This window comes from uncultured Campylobacter sp., from assembly GCF_938017705.1.
Taxonomy (GTDB): Bacteria; Campylobacterota; Campylobacteria; order Campylobacterales; family Campylobacteraceae; genus Campylobacter_B.
This window is the reverse complement of sequence record NZ_CALIIS010000010.1, coordinates 1-20,532: the sequence shown is the minus strand read 5'-3', so window position 1 is coordinate 20,532 and position 20,532 is coordinate 1. Positions and strand designations below refer to the sequence as shown.

Sequence of the window (20,532 nt, the reverse complement as noted above, 5' to 3'; positions counted from 1 at the left end):
CGATAAATATCTAATAAATACGTATTGCGCCCTAAGACAAAACGATAGCGATACTGCCGAAAGCAAGAAATCGAAAGATTTTATAGATTTCGTAGCTTCAAGCGCAGGGCAAGAGATAATTAAAAATTACGGTAAAGACAGATACGGCGAAGGGCTTTACAACGACGCTGCATACGCTCAGAAATATTTTATAAGCGAGTAGAATTTAAGTCTTAAAAGATTAAATTCGGCAAATTTGATAAGCCGAATTTCAACGACGCGATGAGTAAAATTTAAGCAAGCGGGTTAAATTTCAGACCGAATTTAACCCGCCGCGTAAATTCTAAATTTACTGCGGCGATCGCACTAAATTTAATCTCGGCGCGAAATTTTAATAATCAAAAATATTCGGATCAATCACCAGCGCGCGGTAGGCTACGTCGTCTCTAGACGCCGACTCCACGTCCATTTCAAATTTAATGTCGTTTGTTTTCGGATCGATCTCCACGAGTACCATTTTGATCGTCTTATCGGGCTTTAGCAGATAGACGTTTGAGCTTGAGATAAAATACGTGCTTTTATCCTTTTGCCACTCCACGACGCTAGTAACCGCGCTATAGAAGTCAAATCCGCGCTCCTTGCCAAATTCCCACGTCTGCTCGACTGTGCCCTTTTTCTCGTCGATCTTGTACTCGACCGCGCGTGAGTATTTTTGCTCTTTTAGCGCAGGCTGCTCCATACCGCGACCGTCGCCGTTGTCAAATACGCTAATGTGCTTTACAGAGCCCTTGTTATCGTAGCGCGGAGTTAGCCACGCGGTGTGCTGCGTCCACGACCAATCAAAGTCGCCCTCGCACCTTGAGTTTTCGCATTTGATTTTGTTGCCGTTTTTATCGACAGGAACAAGCACTTTTTCTTTAAAGTCCGCGCTCCAGCCCTCAGGCGATGCGAGGATCCATTTTACCTTTTTGTCGCGGCCGATCTTGACGATGCCTTGGTGGCGAAGCGAGAGGATGATGCCGTCGTCGCTAGGATCGTATGAGATCGAGTTTACGTGCGCCCAGTTGCGTCCCGTGCCGGTTGAGGTCACGTCGCCGAAAGGCAGATCGTCGCTTATTTTGATCTCTTTGGCGTCCATGTCGATATTTAGGCACACGGCGCGAGCGTCAAGAGCCTTGATGAGGTTGCTGCGGTAGACGTTTTTACCGAAAATTTCATTCAGATCCCACTCGTCCACGACCTTGCCGCTGCCGTCCACTTCGATGATGTGATCTCTGATCGTGTGCGAGATCCTGCCGTCTGCGTGGTGGTAGTTGTATTTACCGACGCGAAGCAGCAAGTGATCGCCTTTTAGCGGCATTACTTCGTGGCTAAGGTCGATGTAGCCGCGCGGCAGCTCGCGGTTATACACCTCTTTGCCCATCATATCGTAGCGCATATATCGCTGCGCCATGCCCCAGCTCAGATCGCCGTTTGGCAGCTGATGAAAGCCCATCATCATGCCGCCGTCCATCACCCTGCGCTCGCTGCGGTCGTAAAATTTCTGATAGTCCAGATACCATCTGACCTCGCCCTGCGTATCGACGATGAAATTTTCGGTGAAATCATTCCAGCTAGCCGCACCCCCGTTTTTCCAATCAAGCGGCTTATGGACGCTCGTGATGGTGTTGTTGATAAGATAGAGCCTGTTTTTAAAGGCGGGATCGACCTTTTTAACCTTCATCTTTTGCATGTGGCTAAATCTGTAATCGCGGCTATATGTCACGATCGGCTGAGCGTAAATTTTATACTTTTCGACCTTCTTTTCGCCGTTAAAAACGTAGCTTACTTCGACCTCGTTTAGATAGTCCGGATACAGCCCCCAGATCGGCACGCCGTCGTGCGTCAGCAGCGCATGCTCGGAGACGTTATAGGCGATGTCGATGCCGCCGTTTGGTTTGCCCAAAACCCGCACGTGGATATCCTTGATGTCCTTGCCCGCCCTATCGATGATAGCGGTTAGAGGCGCCACGTCGTATGGGTTGATAAACACCGAGCCGAGCTCGCCTTGGGTTTTTACCTGATGCGCCAAAACGCCCGCACTCGCAGTCTGCGGCACCGCTATAAACGCGCCGCTTGCCAAGGCCGCAGCCAAAACGATAGAACCGAAAAAATTCTTACGCATATTCGCTCCTTTTGGGTAAATTTATCAAATTTTACTACTACCAAATCACATAATAATCATACTAGCTTTAAATCAAATTTAAAGTTAAATTCTAATATATCTACTTAAATTTTAGAACGCAAGCGAGACGGGTAACAGGCTAAAATTTGATATAATTAGCCCTGCTTTATCAAATTTAAGGAGAGAAAATGCCATTCGTAAATATAAAAGTAGCCGCTCCGGAGCCTACAAAAGAGCAAAAAAAGCAAATCATCGCCGAGATTACGAATACGCTAGCACGCATATTAGGCAAAGACCCAGCCGCAATACTCGTGATGATCGAAACGCTCAGTATGGACAGCATCGGTAAAAGCGGTCTAAGTCTTGAGGAGATCAAACAAAATAAAGAGAAAAAATGAGCGAATTTTTATAGGATTTTGAGCTAAAAATCACGCTTGCAGCGGACACTACTTGCGCCGCTAAGCGGTCTAAATTTACCGAACACGCAGGCGGGCAGCAGTTTAAAAACCGCCGCCGCGAACCTCTCCAGCAGGCGAGCATCCGACCTCTCGCCCAAGATTATCGGCGGACGGACGATCTGAAGGCTGTCAAAGCCGAGCTCGCTCGCGCATCGCTCAACCTGCTCTTTGGCGCGCAGATAAAAGCTTAGCGAGCCCTCGTTCGCACCCCAAGATGATACGAGCACGAAGCGCCGCACGCCAGCTGCTTTGCCCCACTTCGCTGCCGCATAGACGTAGTCCACATCCACGCGCAAAAACGCCTTACGCGAGCCCGCCTGCTTCATCGTCGTGCCAAGCGCACAAAAAATTTCGTCAAATTTATGCGGCGCGATATCCGAGATACCTTCAAAATCAATGATCCGCGCGCGAAGCTTAGGACGGCAAAAGCCTATCTCGCGGCGCGTCCATACTTCTACCTCATCGTAACCCGGGCTCTCGCAAAGCTCGCGCACCAGCTCCCTGCCTACGACGCCCGTAGCACCTAGTACAAAAGCGGTTTTTCCCATTTTCACTCCTTAAATTTCTTTAAATTTCAATGCGCTTTACGGTCAAATTTAGCTCAGGCGCTACGTTATTCTAAATTTTACGCGCATATCGTCTGCGCGACGCATAATGCATAAATTTTAGCGTTTACCTGCGTAGTCAAATCGCGGGGCTTGTAAGCTAAACTCAAAGCTGTTTCGATCCACCGCGCCTACGCACGCGTCGCTATCGTAAAGCGCGAGCAGGAATTCCGCCATCTCCTCGCTCGAGTGATAGCGCTTAAAAGCCGCGTCGTAGTCGTAGCCCGCGTCATCTGTCGCCACGGGGCCGAATTCCGTCCTAGTCGCGGCGGGCGCTAGAACTTTAGCCTGCATTTTAGCCTCTTTATCCTGCGCCAGCTCGTAGTGCAAGCCCTCCGTAAAGGCGCTTACGAAAAACTTGCTCGCGCAGTAGGTGACGGCGTTTGGCACCATGCTGTAGCCGCCCGCGGAGGAGATATTGATGAGCTGGGCGGGTTTATGCTTGTAATCGCGCACGAAGAGGTGGCTTAGCAGCGCAAGCGAAATGATGTTGAGACGTAACATCTGCGAAATTTTGGATAGATCACGCTCGCCGACCGCGCCGTAATCTCCAAAACCCGCATTGTTTATGAGCACCTTTATCTCGTAGCTTTTTAGCTCGTCCCAAAGCGCTAGGACGTTCTCGCTGCACGCAAGGTCGCAAATTTTAACGATGACGTCTGATTTAGGCGAAATTTTAGCGATCTCGTCCTTTAAGCTTTGTAGCGGCTTCGCTCTGCGTGCGATTAGGATCAAATTTTCTCCGCGCCTAGCAAACGCCTTTGCCGCGGCCGCTCCGATACCAGAACTCGCGCCGGTGATGACGATATATTTTTTCATTTTTTATCCTTTTTTAGATTCTTTAGTTTGAAATCTTACCGAAGCTCGCCGCGTATTTACGCGTGCGCTCGTCTTAAATTTACAAATTTGCCGGCATTTTGCGAGGCGCTTACTCGCCGCTTATGGGCGTGCGCTTGGTATCTACCGCTTTGCCATCCAGATAGTACCGACCGCCGGCGACGTAGTGAAGCGTTTTTAGCTCGTCAGGTATCTTTTCAAACAGCCAGTGCCCGCCGTCAAAGATTCGCTCGTCCGCATACGCCGCGACGACCTCGCCGATAAAAAGATCATAGCTCTGCTCGTTGTGAGGCTCGGGGATACGCTTGCAAACGAGCCATGCGGCGCAGCCCGCGATCAGCGGTACGCGGGAGTCATCTTTATAAAAAATTTCCACGTTTTTCATCTTGTCCGCGTTATCAAAGCGCGAGTTATTTTCGGCGCCCAGCTCGCTAACCAGCTCCGCCTGCGCGGCCGTGGGGATCTGCACGGCGAAATACCCGCTCTTTTCGATGAGCGTCCGCGTGTACGAGCCGTTATACGGCACGATGGTAACCTTGTCATAATCAAGCGCCTGCGCCCACGTTATCGCCATCGCATTGACGTCGCCATCGTATTTGGCCGATACGAGCGTGGTCGCACCCGGATTTAGGATACGATATGATTTTTGTAGATCTACTTTTATGACCTCAATTTTTGCTCCTTTGATTAAATTTTATCGGCGGCAGATGCCGCAAATAACCGAATGCTTGGTATTAACTTACCCTAAATTTAAGCCTTAGACTCTACTAGACCAGCCCGAGCTTTGGCGAGCTTGGATTAAATTTCTCCGCGGCGCGCGAAATTTGGCTGACTTAAAATTTCACCCGCTATTTTCTGCGGATCTTATAGCTATTGCCGCTTTTTAGCAGCGAAATTTTGCCGTCCTTCGAGACGTAGCAACCACCCTTAACTTTGCTTAAAATTTCGCTCTGCGATAAGCTCGACCAAAAAATTTCTACCCTGCTTTTATCCGCGGAAAATATCCCGTAGATCGCGAGCGTAGCGTTATCAGGGTCGTCCAGCCTCACGTCCGCGACGTCAAAGACCTGCACGCAGCCATTCTTGATCTTTGAAAAGCTCTGCCCCGCGGCGACCAAGCAGCCGTGCTCATCCGTGCCGCTGCCTACCATCGGCCCCTGCACCGCGGGCACCTTGCAGACGCCCTCACTAGCGCCGCAGTCCGCAGCCGCGCTTTCGCCCCTCTTATCCATTGCGCTCGTATCCTTGCCTGGCTTTGTATCATGCGCCGCGCAGCCGCACAAAAGCGCCGCCGCAAAGGCCACGATTAAAATTTTACTTCTCATCTTTACTCCTTTAAATCGAATTTCATCTGCACTCAAAGCTGCTCGCGCTATTTTCGTCGCCGCCTACATAGGTAGCCACTTTCGGATACGCGCAGATAGGGATATGTTTACCCACGCGGCTCGTGCTTTTGCCTAGCAGGCTAGACGGCGCCGCGCCCTGCTCGTGCCACGCTTCAAGCGCGCTTAGCGGATCGACGTCATCGATGCCGTTACCGCCGCCGCAGTGGTTCATCCCTGGTAGCGCAAAAAATCGCGCAAACTCGTTCGCGTTCGCGTTCGTCTCTTGCAGTTCTTTAAACCAATCTCGCTGATCCATCGCCGAAAATACGGGATCTGAAACGCCCGTTACAATGATGAGCTTACCGCCGTTAGCGCGGAAGCTATCTAGCTTGGTCGAAATCGCATCGTTTATCGCCGCAGTCTCGAACGTTCGCTCTACGTCCTTATCGAAATCAAATTTCATCAGATCAAACTCCGGTTGCGGCGGCGTCAAGAAATAATAATTCATCGAGCCTTTCGAGAGTACGATATTTCTAGCATTTGGCTCTGCCGTTTGCGAGTCGCCAAGCTTCCACATGCGCCAGCCGGGCTGATTTACTCCGGCATCGTAAAACCAGCCGCTGTAAATTTGCTCGCCCTTGCTGTTTTTTGCGCCGTCAAATATCGCTTTTATCGCAGAAATTTTTTCTTTAGCTAGATCAAGGCCGCTAGGATCAAATTTACAACTCTCCCAAGCGCCGATAATGCCGTCTTTTAGACCGTCTAGCGCATCGCATTTATCCAGAACCGCCATGCTTAGCTTATCCAAATCCTCCTGTGTAAGGGCGTTTGCGACAATTTTATCCCCTGCGGCGTTTTTAGGCGCGATCTTCATAAGCTGCCGGTTGTCCCACTGCTCCGCGATCGCCGCGCGCGAAAGCCTAAAACCAGGATTTGCCGCAATTACGCCGTCAAATTCCAGCGGATACCTCTGCGCCGCCATCAGAGCCGAGCGCCCGCCGTTTGAGCAGCCCATAAAATAGCTGTGCGCGGGCGCTTTTTTATATGCCGCAAAAACCAGCTGCTTTGAGACGCTCGCGACCTTGCCGATGGCCTGATAGGCATAGTCTAACCGCGCCTGCTGCTCAAGTCCGAACTCGGGCGTAGGCGTAGGGTGTCCCGAATCGGTCGTGACGACCGCATAGCCCCTCATAAGCGCAGGCGTTGCAGTGCTAGTGCGGATAGGCACGGCGCCAAGAGCCGGCGCTACGAAGCCGTCCAAACCGCCTCCGCCCTGAAATAGCAGCTTGCCGTTCCAATCGCCTGGCAAGCGCAGCTCAAATTTTATGCCGTAATGCTTGCCGTCCGAGCCCGTGCGGGAGGCTATCTCGCCGTGAATTATGCAGTGCGGCGCGGCTTTTAGCGTCTTTTTGGCTCCGCCGGTTAGCGCAGATATCCTATCGGCGCCGATTTCGCCGCTTTGATTCCAGATCGCTTCACTGATCTTTGTATCGTAAATTTTTGCGCCCTTTAGCGCCGCGCAAGCCTGCTCGTCAAAATCGCTCGCAAGCGCTCCCTGTAAGCCCAGAGCAGCCGTAAAGGTTGCAACTAGAATTTTATATTTCATTGCCGCTCCTTTTGAAATTTTATTAATCATAATTTTAACATAAAAATTTATCGTGATTTTACTGCGTTTATAAAAAATGATGGAATTCCGCACTAAACGGGGCGGAATTCCAAATTTAGCTAGAAGAGCGAAGCGCTTGGGCGGTCCGCGGGATCGGGCTCACCCGTTACGCGATTTCGTAGATCGCGGCGGAATACTTCGATCGCCCAAAACCAAACCGCGTGCCCAAAAAATCCCGAAACGAACTCATACCACGGAAGCTGAAAAAGCGGTGGTGTAAGTCCTAAAAGCGGCAGCGTGATGCAATGCACTGCGATATTTACGACGATACCGAATGCAGCGCCCTGAAATAGCGTAATTTTAGGAAATTTCTCGACAGCGAAGTGTGCTTAATTTTAAATTTTGCTATTGTTGCGGAGCATTAAATTTCACGCGTGCCCTTAAAGCTTGCACGGTAAAAAATCAGCAGCGCGGCGGCTAACGCAGCAAAGCCGCAAAATAGCCCTTGGTAGCTTAAATATTCAAGCGCCTTGCCACCTACGGCAGTACCAATGCCGCCTCCGAAAAATATCGCCGTGCCTATGATCCCAGAGGATAGACCTTTGGCGGAGCCACAACGAAGCGCTGCGCTTGCTAGGACGGACTGCGCGCAAACATAGCCGAATCCCAGCAAAAACGTCCCTACATATGCAGTGGCAGCGAAGCAACTCGCCAAAAGGCACAGCGCAGAAGCGGACGCTAAAAAGCCGAGGGATAGAATTTCTTTTAGCGGCAACTTCTCTTTTAAATATCTAGCAGCGTTTCCTGCCAAAAAGCAAGCGACGCCGTAAAGCATAAGGCAGGCTCCGGCAAAATTTGAGCTCAAGCCCAGCTTTTTAAGTAGATAAGCGCCTATGAATGAATACGCCCCAAGCACGATTACGCCGTTACATAAAGCCAAAAAATAGCTTCTCAAAAGCGCAGCATCACCACGCAAGCTAGCTAGGGATTTTACGAAGCTTTCGCCTCCGCTTTTCGGAGCGTCTTTGAAATTTAGCGTAAATAGTGATACGAAAGATACTGCAGACAGCGCAGAAAAGGCTAAAAATATCTCCCTCCAAGAAAATCTAGCCACCGCCCATCCGCCTAAAGCCGCACTCAGCCCCTGCCCTAAAAATACCGAACCCAGAAATATCGCTACGATTTTTTGTCTATCCTTCTCGTCATATGCATCGCCTATAACGCCGAGGCAGACAGCGATTATACCCGCTGCCGCGCATCCCGTGCAAAAGCGAAATAAAACAAGCCACGCTAGACTTTTTGCAGTGGAGCAAAGAAGCGTAAATATCGCCAAAAAGAGCATTAGCAGAATTAAAATTTTACCTCTGCCGTAGCGATCGCTAAGATGTCCGTAAACCGGCTGAAGTAAGCCATAGGGGATCAGATATGCCGTCAAAACTGCGGAGGCGGCGCCCACCTGCACCCCAAACGTATCTGCGATGCTAGGTAGCAGTAGCGATGCGATCCAGTTATCTGCGGCAGAGATTATCCCTGAGACGATGATTAAGAGTAGTAGTCCTTTTTTGCAGTGCATTTTAAATTCCTAAATTTACGTAATTTTAGCCATTATAACTCTTTTGCTAGAAAATTTGGAATTTTAGCAAGCTCAGCGAATATGAGTCGACAGGCATGGATCGCAAGTTTGCAGCGGTGTCGCAATACTGCGGCAAGTATAGCGCAATGGTCGGGCATACAATGATGCATCTACCTTGAAGGGGCGAAGGCAGGTAGTAACGTGAGCAGTGAGTGCATGACTAGCTTATATTTATAATCCACTTTTTTCGCGTATAAAGACCTATAAGAAATAACGCAAATTTAACAATGCCACGAAGCAGGGCTATAGCATAAGGCAAATAAGGAAAGCCCTAACTTGCAACGCGAACCCTACAATAAAATTCAAAAATTCTTTAAAATTCTACGCGGATTATGATGCCTAAAAATCAACTAAAATTTTAAGTACGCATATTCTCGTAGCGCACGCTTTTTAGCCGCGCAATCCCGCCGTTTATCACAAGTCGCGACGAGCCATTCGGACGATCTCGTGCCGCTAGGTTAAATTTAATAGCAGCGGAATTTTGAAATTTTACGAATGCAGGGATTTCAACGAGCGCTTTAAATTTTAATCTAGGGAAATAATTTTTATTTCGTTCGCGCAAGATCCGCCAAAGTCCGCGCCGAAGGGATCTTGGACCGTGAAATAATGATCTATCGCGCCGCATCCGTGCCCGATCTGCTCACTCCAGCCAAGCGCCCTGCGCACGAAGCCCTTGGCATGGGCAACGGCTGCGGGCAGGCTAAGCCCCGCCGCCAGCGCGCATGCGATCGCGCTTGAGAGCGTGCAGCCCGTGCCGTGGGTGTTGCGCGTAGAAATTTTAGGTACGGAAAACTCATAAAATTTGCCGTTTTCGTACAAAATATCGACTGCTAAATTTCTCAAATCCGCGTCCTCTCCGCTCGGTTCAAAACCAGCGCCTAGGGAGGCTGCAGATAAATTTTGTTCAAAAGAAGGCTCCGCGCTCGCCGTTAAATTTACGCCTTTGCTAGTAAAATTTTCATCCGCAAAATTTGCACTCTTCATCGAACCCGCAAAATTTTCGCGTGCGCCATTTTCGCTCGTTTCGCGCCCAAAAGCTTTAAAATTTTGCGCCGCGTCCGTTTCCGTCGCGCCGCGAGTCTCGCTCAAATCGGCAAGATCACCGCCTTTGATCAAAATCGCGCCGCCGAAAAACTGCGAAATTTTAACCGCTGCGGCGCGCATATCGGCTAAGCTTGAAATTTTCATCTCCGCCAAAACCTCGGCCTCGCGTACGTTGGGCGTGATAATTTCCGCGGCGGGAGCGAGCTTGTATTTTAGCGCATGCAGCGCGCTTTGTTTCATCAAAACTCCGCCGCTAGTAGCGACCATCACGGGATCTAAGACGACGTTTTTTGCGCCGTGCTTGCTCAGGCTCTTTGCGATGGCTTCGGCAACCCCCTCATTGGAGATCATTCCGATTTTAACGGCGTCCGGAAAGATGTCGCTAAAAATCGCATCGAGCTGCGCCTCTACAAAATCTGGCGAAATGTCCAGTACGCCGAATACGCCGCGCGAATTTTGCGCCGTAAGCGCCGTAATAGCGCTCATTGCAAACATCTTATGCGCGCTGATCGTCTTGATATCTGCCTGGATGCCCGCGCCGCCGCCGCTGTCCGAACCCGCGATAGTAAGAATTTTTCTCATAAAAAGCCTTTAAAATTTTAGCGCGATTATATCGAAATTCCGCTATAATTCCACTCGGTAAATTATTTTACGGGCTAAATTTAAGTTTTCTTTATGTAGTTTTTAATATAATCTACGTTCGTCTCGTAATAACTATTACAAATACAAAATTTTAACCTACCTAATTAGAGGAAATTACATGAAAAAAGTCGCTAGTTTGATTTTCGCAGCATTTTTGGTTTCGGGCTGCTCCTATTTTGAAAAAAAGGAGGAAAGCGGCGCAAAACAAAGTGGTGAGGCTCCCGCGCTGCCGGTTGGCGTATTTACCGCCAAATCCGCCGACGTGCCGATAATTTTGAAATTTAACGGACAGACCGTAAGCGAGCTTGAGATAATGTTAAAGCCGCAGGTTTCGGGCACCATCGAAAAGCAGCTTTTTGAACCTGGCCACAGCGTCAAAAAGGGCGACGTGCTCTACGAGATCGACCGCTCGCGCTACCAAGCGGCGTTTGACAGCGCAAACGCTAATCTGCAAAACGCCTCGGCGGACTACAAAAGAGCTAAAGCGCTAAAAGCTAGCAACACGATCTCTCAAAAGGATTTCGATACCGCAAAGGCCGCGTTTATGGTGGCTGAAGCAAATTTTAAAAGCGCCAAGATTGATTTTGACCACTCGCTCGTGACCGCGCCTTTTGACGGCATGGCGGGCGATACGCAAAAGGACGTAGGCGCATACGTAAACGTGGGCGAGGATCTGGTTAGGCTTTCTAAATTTGATCCGATCGACGTAGAATTCGGTATTGCGGACGTCGATAGACTGGAACTTGATGCAAATTTAAAAAACGGGCAGTGGAAGCAGCTGGGTCGTCAGGTAAGCATAAATCTCGGCGGCAAGGACTACAACGGCACGTTAAGCTTCATCGATAGCGTCATCAATACAAATACCGCGTCCGTCAGCGCCAAAGCTCAAATTCCAAATCCAAGCTTGGAAATTCGTCCGGGCGTTTTTACCAAAATAAGCGTCGATGGCTTTTATCAGAAAAACGGCTTTAAAATTCCGCAAGTTGCGCTCAAGCAAGATCTTAGCAACACCATAGTCTATGTCGTGCAAGACGGAAAGGTCGCTAAAAAGATGGTCAAAATCGCAGCGCAAGATACCCGCACGGCGACGATCTCAAGCGGGCTGCAAGACGGCGATCAGATCATTTTAGATAATTTTAAAAAAATCAACGTGGGCTCCAAGGTAACTCCCGTACCCGCAAGCACCGATCCTTACGTAGCGGGGCAGCCTAACGAGCAACCGTCTCAGAGCAATGCGGAAAGCGGGAAATAATGTTTTCTAAATTTTTCATCAACCGCCCCGTTTTTGCCTGCGTCGTTTCGATCATCATCGTAATCGCGGGCGTTTTGGCTCTTAAAAATTCCTCCGTCGAGGAATATCCGCAGCTCACGCCGCCACAAATCGTCGTAAGCGCTACGTATAGCGGCGCGGATGCGCAGACGATCGCCGACGTCGTCGCAGCCCCTCTTGAAAACGCAATCAATGGCGTTGAAAATATGATCTACATGGAAAGCTCAGCAAGCTCCTCCGGTGACATTCGTATCAACGTATATTTTCAAATCGGCACAAATCCAGCAGATGCGAAAGTCAATGTAAACAACCGCGTAACGCCCGCGCTTACGCTACTTCCCGACGAAGTGCGCCGCTATGGCGTAACCGTCACTGAGCGCAGCAGCACGATGCTGGAAGTGCTTGCGTTTTACGATCCTAGCGAGCAGATGGACGTCGTAGAGATGCAAAACTATGTAGCTATCAACGTCGTAGATGAGCTAAAGCGCGTACCGGGCGTCGGCGAAGCTCAAGCACTGGGTACGAAAGACTATGCTATGAGGATCTGGGTTAAGCCTGAACTACTTAAGAAATTTAACGTTACGACTGCCGAGATAATCGCCGCAATAAGCGAGCAAAACAGCCAATACGCCGCGGGTAAGATGGGCGAGCAGCCGATGAACTTAGGCAATCCCTACGTATATGCGATCAAGCCTGAGGGTCGTTTAAAAACCGTCGAAGAGTTTGAAAATATCATCATACGCGCACAAAAAGATGGGAATTTCTTGCGCGTAAAAGATGTCGCCGAGGTCAAACTTGGCGGCGCAAGCTACAATATCTCGGCGAAATTTAACGGTAAAGAGATGGTGCCTGTGCTTATCTTTATGCAAAGTGGCGCCAACGCCCTAGCCGTAGTTGAAGCGGTAAATAAGCGCATAGACGAGCTTAAACCAAATTTCCCAGGCGAGCTAACCTACGACGTCGCCTACGATACGACTAGCTTCGTAAAAGTATCGATCGAAGAGGTCATTTATACTTTCATTGAAGCGTTAATCCTTGTCATCATCGTTATGTATATGTTCTTAGGGAACCTTAGAGCGACTATCATTCCGACGCTTGCTGCGCCTGTGTCAATCTGCGGCGCATTTATCGGAATTTACGCTTTTGGATTTTCCATAAATTTAATCACTCTCTTTGCGCTCATCCTTGCTATCGGTATCGTCGTGGACGATGCCATCATCGTAATCGAAAACGTAGAGAGAATTTTGCACGAGGAGCCGCAGTTAAGCGTCAAAGAGGCTACCACAAAAGCGATGGGCGAGATCGTAGCGCCCGTCATCTCCATCGTACTCGTGCTTTCGGCGGTTTTCGTGCCGGTTGCGTTTATGGAGGGCTTTACGGGGGTTATGCAGAGACAATTTGCCCTAACGCTCGTAGCTTCGGTGTGCTTTTCGGGCTTCGTAGCCCTTACGCTAACGCCCGCACTTTGCGCTCTGATCTTGCAAAAAAAGGAATCCGAGCCGTTTTTCTTTATAAGATGGTTTAATAATCTTTTTAGCATCTCAACTAAAATTTACGCCGCAGGCGTCGGCATGGTTCTTCGCCACGTACTAATCAGCCTCGTTTTTGTAGGCATCATCATCTATGCGATGATAGAGCTTCTTAAACTTACTCCTAGCGGCCTAGTGCCTAATGAGGATAAAGGCTCGATTATGGCAATGACTACGCTTCCCTCGGCATCTACTCTGCCCAGGACGGAAGCCGATCAGGATTTCATCGCAAGCATCGCTAAAAAGTATCCAAACGTAAAAGATATAACCCAAATCACGGGATACGATATGCTAGCCGGAGCGCTCAGAGAAAATGCGGGAGCTTTTTTTATGAAGCTAAAAGACTGGAAAGATCGCCCAGGCGATGAAAATTCCAACTTTGCCTTAGCCGCCGCGCTAAACGGGCAGCTCTACGGCGCGGATCGCAACTCGATGACTTACGTCGTTACGCCGCCTCCTATTATGGGGCTTTCGCTTACGGGCGGATTTGAGCTCTACGCGCAAAGCACGACGGGCAAGAGCTACGATGAAATTCGCGCCGATATGGATCGCGTAACCGCCAAAGCTAACCAACATCCCGCTTTAAAACTCGTGCGAACGACGCTGGATACTGATTTCCCGCAGTATAAGCTCTACCTCGATAAAGAGAAGGTAAAGATGCTAGGCGTTAAGATAGCGGATATCTTTACCGTGCTAAATTCTACCATCGGGCAGTATTATATCAACGACTTTAACCTCATGGGCCGCACATTCAAGGTCTATATCCGTGCTACGCAAAACTACAGAGACGATCCTAACGATCTAAAATCGCTCTACGTCCGCAGCGCTAGTGGCGATCTGATACCGTTAAATTCTTTAGTGAGACTTGAGCGCTCGCTGGGTCCTGATTCCGTTAATAGATTTAACGCCTTCCCAGCAGCGCAGATTATGGGCGAGCCAAATACGGGCTACACTTCGGGTCAGGCGATTGCAGCGATCCAAGAGGTTATAAAAGAGGAGCTTCCTAGCGGATATTCTATCGGCTGGGCGGGCTCCGCGTATCAAGAGGTCAGCGAGACCGGCAAAGGCTCGCAGGCGTTTGTATTTGGAATGATCTTCGTGTTTCTGATCCTGGCGGCTCAATACGAAAGGTGGCTCATGCCGCTTGCCGTGCTTACCGCCGTGCCGTTTTCGGTATTCGGCGCGCTCGTATTTACGTATTTCCGCGGGCTGAATAACGACATATATTTTCAGATCGGACTTTTGCTTCTAATCGGTCTGGCGGCGAAAAACGCGATTTTGATCGTGGAATTTGCGATGAACGAGCACCTAAATAATCATCGCTCTATCGCCGATGCCGCCATAGAAGCCGCCAAGATGAGGTTCCGCCCTATCGTGATGACGAGCCTTGCGTTCGGTCTTGGCGTGCTTCCGATGGTTATCGCCACCGGCGCTGGCGCTGCTAGCCGCCACGCGCTGGGAACCGGCGTAGTAGGCGGAATGCTCGCGGCATCTACGATCGCGATCTTTTTCGTGCCGCTGTTTTTCTACCTGCTCGAAAGCTTCAACGCTTGGCTTGATAGACGCGGTAAAAAAGTCCAAACTAACGAGGTGAATGATGAAAATAAATAACGCTCTTTTAAGCGCCTTGACGCTTGGAATTTTACTCTGCGGTTGCAACTTCAAGCCCGTTACGCCGCAAAAGCAGACCGGCTTTAAGGCGGATTACGCGAGCACGAACGTTAGTACGCAGTGGTGGAAAAGCTTTAATGATCCGCAGCTAAACGCCCTGATCCAAAGCGCGCTGGAGCAGAATTCCGACCTGCAAACCGCGCTGAATAACGTCGAGTACGCGCGGGTAAATTTAGGGCTGAACAAGCTTGAATATCTGCCGAACGTAAATTTAAGCGGCAGCGCGGTGCGTCAAAATAATTTCGGCAACCAGCCTGATCGCAACTCCCATGGCTCGTATCAGATCGGCGCTGTGCTAAGCTACGAGATCGATTTTTGGGGGCGCGTGCGCAACAGCGTAGATTCGGCGCGATCGCGATTTAATGCGACGAAATACGACTACGAAACCGCCAAAAATACGATTACTAGCACGGTTGCAACGACCTATTTTACGCTACTAGCACTAAAGCAGCAGGAGAAAATTTTAAAAGACAGCCTAAAAAGCTATCAAGATACGCAAAACTACCGCAAAAAGCAGCTCGATGCAGGCGCAGTTAGCGAGATCGTATTTTATCAGGCCAAAGCCGCGGTCCAAAGCGCCGAGGCAAGCCTCATAAGCGTGCAAAATCAGCTCTCCGCAGCGCAGACCTCGCTAAATATCCTAACGGGCAAGAGCTACGATGAAATTTTACGCGGCGCGCCGCAGACCGCTGCGAAAATGCCTAGCGCTCCGCAGATCCCAAGCGGAATCCCAAGCGACGTGATCCTGCACCGTCCGGACGTCGCAAGCTCGCTCGAAAATCTGCGCGCAAGCAACTTCTTAGTGGGCGTCGCCAAGGCGGGCTACTTCCCTACCTTCTCGCTTACGGGCTCGGCGGGATACGCAAGCGGCGAGTTTGACAGGCTGTTTACCGCAAGTGCGAGCACATGGAGCATCGGCGGCTCGCTCGTAGGGCCGCTACTTGATTTTGGCCGCCAAAAAAGGCGCGTAGAGCTTGCAAATTTAGAGCAAAACGCGAGCTTCATCGCATACGACAAGGCGCTTAAAACCGCTTTCGGCGACGTTCGCGACGCGCTTGTAGGCGTGCAAAACGCCAAACTAAGACAGGCAAGCCTCGCCGATCTCGTCGCTTCGCAGAGTAAAATTTATTCAAACGCCTCAAGCAGGTATCAGGCGGGCTACAGCGACCATCTGGAGTTTTTGGATTCGCAGCGAAACCTGCTTAACGCGCAACTAAACAAAGTGCAGACCGATCTTGATGTGCTAAACGCGACGGTAAACGCCTACAAGGCGCTCGGCGGCGGCTTTAGCATCGAGGATAGCGAAATTAAGGCGCTTATCGGCGCCGAGCAGGACGTGCAGCCCGATATGTCCGCCTTTCCGAAGGATAGAATTTTTAATTAGCTTTTTAAATTTACTGGCGGCGCGAAATTTTAAGATACTCATAAATTTAAAGCGCCGCCGAAATTTTACGGTGCAAGCGGACTATATGAAAGTAAAATCTGCTTGCGCTTTTTAAATTTAGCCCCGCGGCGTACGGCAGGTCTAAATTTAAAAAGTAATCTAAATTTTAAAATATCCGCAGCAAGGTAAAATCGCCGCTCGACTAGGAAACGTAAGGCGGCCGGGCTTAGCGGCGCGGCAGAATTCCAAGCGCTGCGGTAAAATTTCCAAGCAGCACGGCGAAATTCTAATCGCTGCAGAAAAATTCCAAGCATTGCGATAGAATTCTAAGCGCTGCGGCGAAATTCCAAGCGTCGCGTTTTAAATTTAAAGACGAGCGGTTACGCGCCGAAAAGGAATTTGGCAAAATTTTAGATTTTCGCTATAATCGCGACTTTTAATTTAGATGGGTGTCCGAGCGGTTGAAGGAGCACGCCTGGAACGCGTGTAAAGTGCAAGCTTTCGAGGGTTCGAATCCCTTCCCATCTGCCACTACTTCGAAATTTCATCTTCGCAAAACTTCAAAATTTCGCTTTCCTACTCGGCGCAAATTTTATAAATTTAAAGCCAAAATTCCGCCCTCGCCGTAAATCCTACGATCAAAGACAAAATTTCCTCCGCCAAAAATCAAACCCAAAGCCATCTAAATTCTATCTCTGCGCCCGCTATTTACCGATATTGCGCTAAAATTCCTTTTAAATTTTACTTTAAAGGAGAGAAAATGAGTAAAGAAAAAAGTTGCGCCTGTGCGCACGCAAAATCCCAAAACGTAACCGACGCACCCGGCAACAACACCGTATTTATGATCTGGCGCTTTAGCGCGGGCAAGACCGCCTGCAAAAAGGCTTTCGAGGACCTTTGCGCTTTGGTGATAAATTTAAACAAAACCGCCGTTACGAGATTCGGCGCGGCCAGCGAAACGAGCTGCGTACTGGGCGTGGGCTTTGAGGCGTGGAAAATGCTCGGCTTGCCGAAGCCTTTGCCGAAGGAGCTAAAAAATTTCGAAGAGATTAGGGGCGATAAACACGCTGCGCCCGCTACCGGAGGCGATATCCATATCCACATCAGAGCGGCGAATCAAGCCGTTTGCTACGATATGGCAAGCGAGATCAGAGCCGCGCTAAAGGACGTCGCGACGTGCGAGGAGGAGATCTGCGGCTTTAAATACTACGACGGGCGCGCCATCATCGGCTTTGTGGACGGCACCGAAAATCCCCAGGGCGCAGATCGCGACTTTTTCGCCAAGGTAGGCGACGAGGATGCGGCATACAAGGGCGGTAGCTATCTTTTTACGCAAAAATATATCCACGATATGAGCGCGTGGAACGCCGCGGGTGTCGCCGAGCAGGAGCGCGTCATCGGCAGATCCAAGCAAAACGATATCGAAATGAGCGAGGAGATAAAGCCCAGCAACTCGCACTCCGCCGCAGCCAACGTCGGCGACGACAAAAAGGTCGTGCGCGGCAATATGCCGTTTATGCAAGGCGGCGAGACGGGAACCTACTTCATCGCCTACGCAAGCACCTTTAGCACGCTGGAGCTGATGCTTGAGAGTATGTTTATCGGCCGCCCGCGAGGCAACTACGACCGCCTACTGGATTTCAGCACCGCAAAGACGGGCGCGCTCTTTTTCGCTCCGACCTTCGATATGCTCGAGGCTTACGATGCGGGTTAAATTTAAATCACTTTAAATTTAAAGACGCGCGATGTTTTGCGATCTAAGCCCGTATCAGAGCAGGCGCTGCAAAGAGATCATAGAAAATAGAGCCGAAAACAGCGAAAATATCAGCGGTTTACTGGAGTTTATAAACTCTAAATTTAAGGTCCATCCTATCAGCGCGTTTTACGGCGCGGGCAAGAACTCGGCGTGGCTTAAGATCGTGCTTCGCTTCGATAAAGACGCCGCAAAAATCACCGATAAAAAGTGCATCGAGCGCTACCTCGCCCGCACGCCGCTTTACGCGAAGCTAAACGAGCTAAAGAATTTTTATATCTCGGTCGAGTCCTTCGAGTCGCAGATCCGCACCGATCTGATCCAAGGCGCGGTAGAGGAGCTGCTGTGAAACCGAAACGAGCTTTTAGCGCCGCTTAAAATTTGGTATATCGCAGCGGTATCCGACGCGCCCGTAGTTTTTTATTTCACGAGGCAGGATGCGGTGCGCCGCGAAGGGGGCGGAAAGATAGAGCGGCTGATAAGAAATTTTATAGAGAAAGCGCAGGACGCCAAATATCTGAGCCACATGGAATTTAAGCTGTCTTTTGACAGCAAGGAGTTCGTGGATCTTAAGTACGGCGGAAATTTGTTCTATTATTTTAGATGAAATTTAACTAAGGAGCGAAAATGGATGCGAAGCTTTACAGAAGGTAACGCAGCTCTCGCGAGGGCTTGAAGAGGGCGGCGTGCAGAGCCTAAAAGCAGCACTTGAGGGCGAAGGCGACGAGGTTAGCAAGACGCAAGCTCGCGTGATCTTAGGCGAATACTTTGTGATGAAAGGGGATTTCGCGCAGGCTAGGGAATATCTAGGGCTCGTGGCGCAAGACGCCGAGCGACTGCGAGATCAATACGACGATCTGCTGGACGATGAAATTTGTAGAGCTGATATGCTTTTGGATATGATCGAGCGCTTCGGGTTTTTGGCGGAGTAAAACGGCTCGCGATATGCGGCGGTACAATAAGCGTCGCGGCGGCGATGAAATTTTAAGATTGGAGCGAAATGTCAGACTACTCATTTGAAACTATAGAGCAAATGCTGCTAAAATGCGTAGCCGAGGGCGGCGAGCCCGAGCTTGGCTTTTGTCTGCGCGGCGCAGAGTATATGATCATCGCCTATGCGGATCGCTGCTCGTTTCAAAGATGCGCGGACGAAACGGGCGCAAACGCAAGCGGTGAGCGGTATTTCGCCACGCTGCAGGAACTCTACGCCGCGCCGCAGATAGACGGGCGCTCGCTAAAAGAGCTCTGGAGCGAGGCGGATGATTTTTACTGCTTTGATTTCGAGCTATAAGATCTCGAAATTTCATGCGGCTGCGCGGTAAGCGCACGCGGTGCAGTTCATAAGCGCGGCGATACCGATGCGCAACGTACAAACAAAGGCGCGGACAAATTTGAACGAAATAAAATTTTAAAAGGACGCAAGCGGGCTCTGCTTGGGATCGCGTCGCTAGTGCGTGCGGCGCGAACGGCAAATTTAACAGCGCAAAAATGCCCGAGCCGCTAGCGATAAAATTTTAAAACGAGAGCAAATTTAATGAAAAATTTTAACGATGAGCCGCAAAAATCGAAATCCGAACAAAACAGGGCCGAGCGTCGAAACCCGCTGAAATTTGATAATAAACTCCCCGTCGTCAGAGATTACAACATAATAGTATTCTTTATTTATAACCTATTCTTCGCTCCCTTGGCGGTACCGGTGTTTCTGTATATAGGAGATATTTTCCCATACTATACGCCGTTTGTTTTCGTAGCATTCGCCGTCATATCGTATCTAAACAGCGCCCATACGCGCCTTGTGCATTTGACGAACAGGAGTATCAACTACGTAAACAAGGGCAAAATCACGAAATCTATAAAATTTGATGAGATATCGCTCATAAAACTCACCGCCACTCCGCTATTCGGACATATCGTGCCCGCTAGAAATTCCGCAGGTATTGTGCTTTCGTTCATCATGATAGCCGTCGCGTTTGCCGGATTTTTACAGAGCCTTAGAGGATTTATAATTTTTATTATGAGCCTGACGGCATTGATTTTGCCGTTTTTCATCGCCAAACTGATTTTTTCAAAGATCACGGAGGGGAAATTTAGCTTTCGTGCGATCGATACTTTGATCATCTATGACGGCAAGGGCGAATTTATCAGTTTTATGATGAGCGGAGAGGACTTTGAAAGGGTTTGCCGCTATATGCTGAAAGAGCGGCGGATCAGCCCATCGAAATTTCAAAAGCAGTTTGTGATATTTCAATGAAAGAGCCTATTAAGCGATATCGGCGTTAAAATTTAAAAAACCGTTTCGACTCCTTAAATTGATTGCAAGTTAAATTTGGGCGTAAATTTTATAATTTCGCATACGCTAAAATTTTACAGCGCGGTACGAAATTCTAAGGAGCACGGCATGAAATTTGAAACTTCGCAAAATGCCGTAAATTTCAAAAAATTTCACAAAATTTTGCGGAGCCGTGGGTTTTGACGAGCTGCATGATGCGCTGGTAACGGGAGCCCGGGCCGTCGCCGTCTTCGAAGTTGACGGAGTTCACGGCGCAGCGTCCACCCAGGTGTTCGAGCCCGGTTTGGATGACGTCGGGTTCGGTGGAGTCGATCATGATCGGCAGGGTGGAGCTGGTGGCCA

General features: G+C 49.6%; 19 protein-coding genes, 1 tRNA gene and 2 pseudogenes. 12 read left to right on the top strand and 10 right to left on the bottom strand.

Annotation, left to right across the window (positions count from 1 at the left end):
- Positions 1-202 (top strand): annotated as a pseudogene (locus Q0605_RS00755) (hypothetical protein); the annotation flags it as partial.
- 168 nt (positions 203-370) lie between these two features.
- On the opposite strand, the gene Q0605_RS00750 reads toward Q0605_RS00755, so the two are convergent.
- Positions 371-2,143 carry an aryl-sulfate sulfotransferase gene (locus Q0605_RS00750; RefSeq protein WP_298703383.1) on the bottom strand — a complete coding sequence of 591 codons (1,773 nt, stop codon included), beginning with the start codon at positions 2,141-2,143 and terminating at the stop codon, positions 371-373.
- 188 nt (positions 2,144-2,331) lie between these two features.
- Here Q0605_RS00750 and Q0605_RS00745 point away from each other — a divergent pair, with 188 nt between their 5' ends.
- Positions 2,332-2,541 (top strand): 4-oxalocrotonate tautomerase family protein, encoded by a 210-nt coding sequence (locus Q0605_RS00745; RefSeq protein ID WP_298703381.1) that lies wholly within the window; start codon positions 2,332-2,334, stop codon positions 2,539-2,541.
- A 23-nt stretch (positions 2,542-2,564) separates the two neighbouring features.
- On the opposite strand, the gene Q0605_RS00740 is transcribed toward Q0605_RS00745, so the two are convergent.
- From Q0605_RS00740 to thiD, 8 genes and pseudogenes are all read right to left on the bottom strand, one after another.
- Positions 2,565-3,149 (bottom strand): NAD(P)H-binding protein, encoded by a 585-nt coding sequence (locus tag Q0605_RS00740; protein WP_298703379.1) that lies wholly within the window; start codon positions 3,147-3,149, stop codon positions 2,565-2,567.
- 117 nt (positions 3,150-3,266) lie between these two features.
- Positions 3,267-4,025: an SDR family NAD(P)-dependent oxidoreductase gene (locus Q0605_RS00735; protein ID WP_298703377.1), complete on the bottom strand. Its 759-nt coding sequence runs from the start codon at positions 4,023-4,025 to the stop codon at positions 3,267-3,269.
- Between the two features lie 109 nt (positions 4,026-4,134).
- Positions 4,135-4,617: a flavin reductase family protein gene (locus Q0605_RS00730; protein WP_298703375.1), complete on the bottom strand. Its 483-nt coding sequence runs from the start codon at positions 4,615-4,617 to the stop codon at positions 4,135-4,137.
- A 274-nt stretch (positions 4,618-4,891) separates the two neighbouring features.
- Positions 4,892-5,368 carry a hypothetical protein gene (locus Q0605_RS00725; RefSeq protein ID WP_298703372.1) on the bottom strand — a complete coding sequence of 159 codons (477 nt, stop codon included), beginning with the start codon at positions 5,366-5,368 and terminating at the stop codon, positions 4,892-4,894.
- A 22-nt stretch (positions 5,369-5,390) separates the two neighbouring features.
- Entirely contained in the window at positions 5,391-6,974 is a 1,584-nt protein-coding gene (locus Q0605_RS00720) for a tannase/feruloyl esterase family alpha/beta hydrolase (RefSeq protein ID WP_298703370.1), read from the bottom strand.
- Between the two features lie 119 nt (positions 6,975-7,093).
- Positions 7,094-7,342 (bottom strand): annotated as a pseudogene (locus tag Q0605_RS00715) (DUF1440 domain-containing protein); the annotation flags it as partial.
- Positions 7,343-7,395: 53 nt separating this feature from the next.
- Positions 7,396-8,547, bottom strand: coding sequence for an MFS transporter (locus Q0605_RS00710; RefSeq protein ID WP_298703368.1), 1,152 nt, complete (start codon positions 8,545-8,547; stop codon positions 7,396-7,398).
- 585 nt (positions 8,548-9,132) lie between these two features.
- Entirely contained in the window at positions 9,133-10,233 is a 1,101-nt protein-coding gene (gene thiD / locus Q0605_RS00705; protein WP_298703366.1) for a bifunctional hydroxymethylpyrimidine kinase/phosphomethylpyrimidine kinase, read from the bottom strand.
- A 178-nt stretch (positions 10,234-10,411) separates the two neighbouring features.
- Here thiD and Q0605_RS00700 point away from each other — a divergent pair, with 178 nt between their 5' ends.
- The 10 genes from Q0605_RS00700 to Q0605_RS00655 all read left to right on the top strand — a co-directional run bounded on the left by Q0605_RS00700 (position 10,412) and on the right by Q0605_RS00655 (position 20,151).
- The gene (locus Q0605_RS00700) at positions 10,412-11,545 is read left to right on the top strand and encodes an efflux RND transporter periplasmic adaptor subunit (protein ID WP_298703364.1); all 1,134 of its coding nucleotides are present in this window, start codon (positions 10,412-10,414) and stop codon (positions 11,543-11,545) included.
- The gene (locus Q0605_RS00695) at positions 11,545-14,703 is read left to right on the top strand and encodes a multidrug efflux RND transporter permease subunit (protein WP_298703363.1); all 3,159 of its coding nucleotides are present in this window, start codon (positions 11,545-11,547) and stop codon (positions 14,701-14,703) included. Before Q0605_RS00700 ends, Q0605_RS00695 begins: the two co-directional genes overlap by 1 nt.
- The gene (locus tag Q0605_RS00690; RefSeq protein ID WP_298703361.1) at positions 14,690-16,147 is read left to right on the top strand and encodes a TolC family protein; all 1,458 of its coding nucleotides are present in this window, start codon (positions 14,690-14,692) and stop codon (positions 16,145-16,147) included. Before Q0605_RS00695 ends, Q0605_RS00690 begins: the two co-directional genes overlap by 14 nt.
- Positions 16,148-16,590: 443 nt before the next feature.
- Positions 16,591-16,678, top strand: a tRNA-Ser gene (locus Q0605_RS00685).
- Between the two features lie 229 nt (positions 16,679-16,907).
- Complete coding sequence (locus Q0605_RS00680) at positions 16,908-17,861, top strand: Dyp-type peroxidase (protein ID WP_298703359.1); 954 nt, start codon at positions 16,908-16,910, stop codon at positions 17,859-17,861.
- A 31-nt stretch (positions 17,862-17,892) separates the two neighbouring features.
- Positions 17,893-18,249 (top strand): hypothetical protein, encoded by a 357-nt coding sequence (locus tag Q0605_RS00675; protein WP_298703357.1) that lies wholly within the window; start codon positions 17,893-17,895, stop codon positions 18,247-18,249.
- Positions 18,250-18,342: 93 nt separating this feature from the next.
- Positions 18,343-18,507 carry a hypothetical protein gene (locus tag Q0605_RS00670; RefSeq protein ID WP_298703355.1) on the top strand — a complete coding sequence of 55 codons (165 nt, stop codon included), beginning with the start codon at positions 18,343-18,345 and terminating at the stop codon, positions 18,505-18,507.
- 79 nt (positions 18,508-18,586) lie between these two features.
- Complete coding sequence (locus Q0605_RS00665; RefSeq protein ID WP_298703353.1) at positions 18,587-18,832, top strand: hypothetical protein; 246 nt, start codon at positions 18,587-18,589, stop codon at positions 18,830-18,832.
- A 68-nt stretch (positions 18,833-18,900) separates the two neighbouring features.
- The gene (locus Q0605_RS00660; RefSeq protein ID WP_298703351.1) at positions 18,901-19,191 is read left to right on the top strand and encodes a hypothetical protein; all 291 of its coding nucleotides are present in this window, start codon (positions 18,901-18,903) and stop codon (positions 19,189-19,191) included.
- Positions 19,192-19,434: 243 nt separating this feature from the next.
- Positions 19,435-20,151, top strand: coding sequence for a hypothetical protein (locus Q0605_RS00655; RefSeq protein ID WP_298703349.1), 717 nt, complete (start codon positions 19,435-19,437; stop codon positions 20,149-20,151).
- 181 nt (positions 20,152-20,332) lie between these two features.
- Here the strand turns inward: Q0605_RS00655 and Q0605_RS00650 are convergent.
- The coding region (locus Q0605_RS00650) for a dihydropteroate synthase (RefSeq protein ID WP_298703347.1) at positions 20,333-20,532 on the bottom strand (200 nt) is incomplete at its 5' end.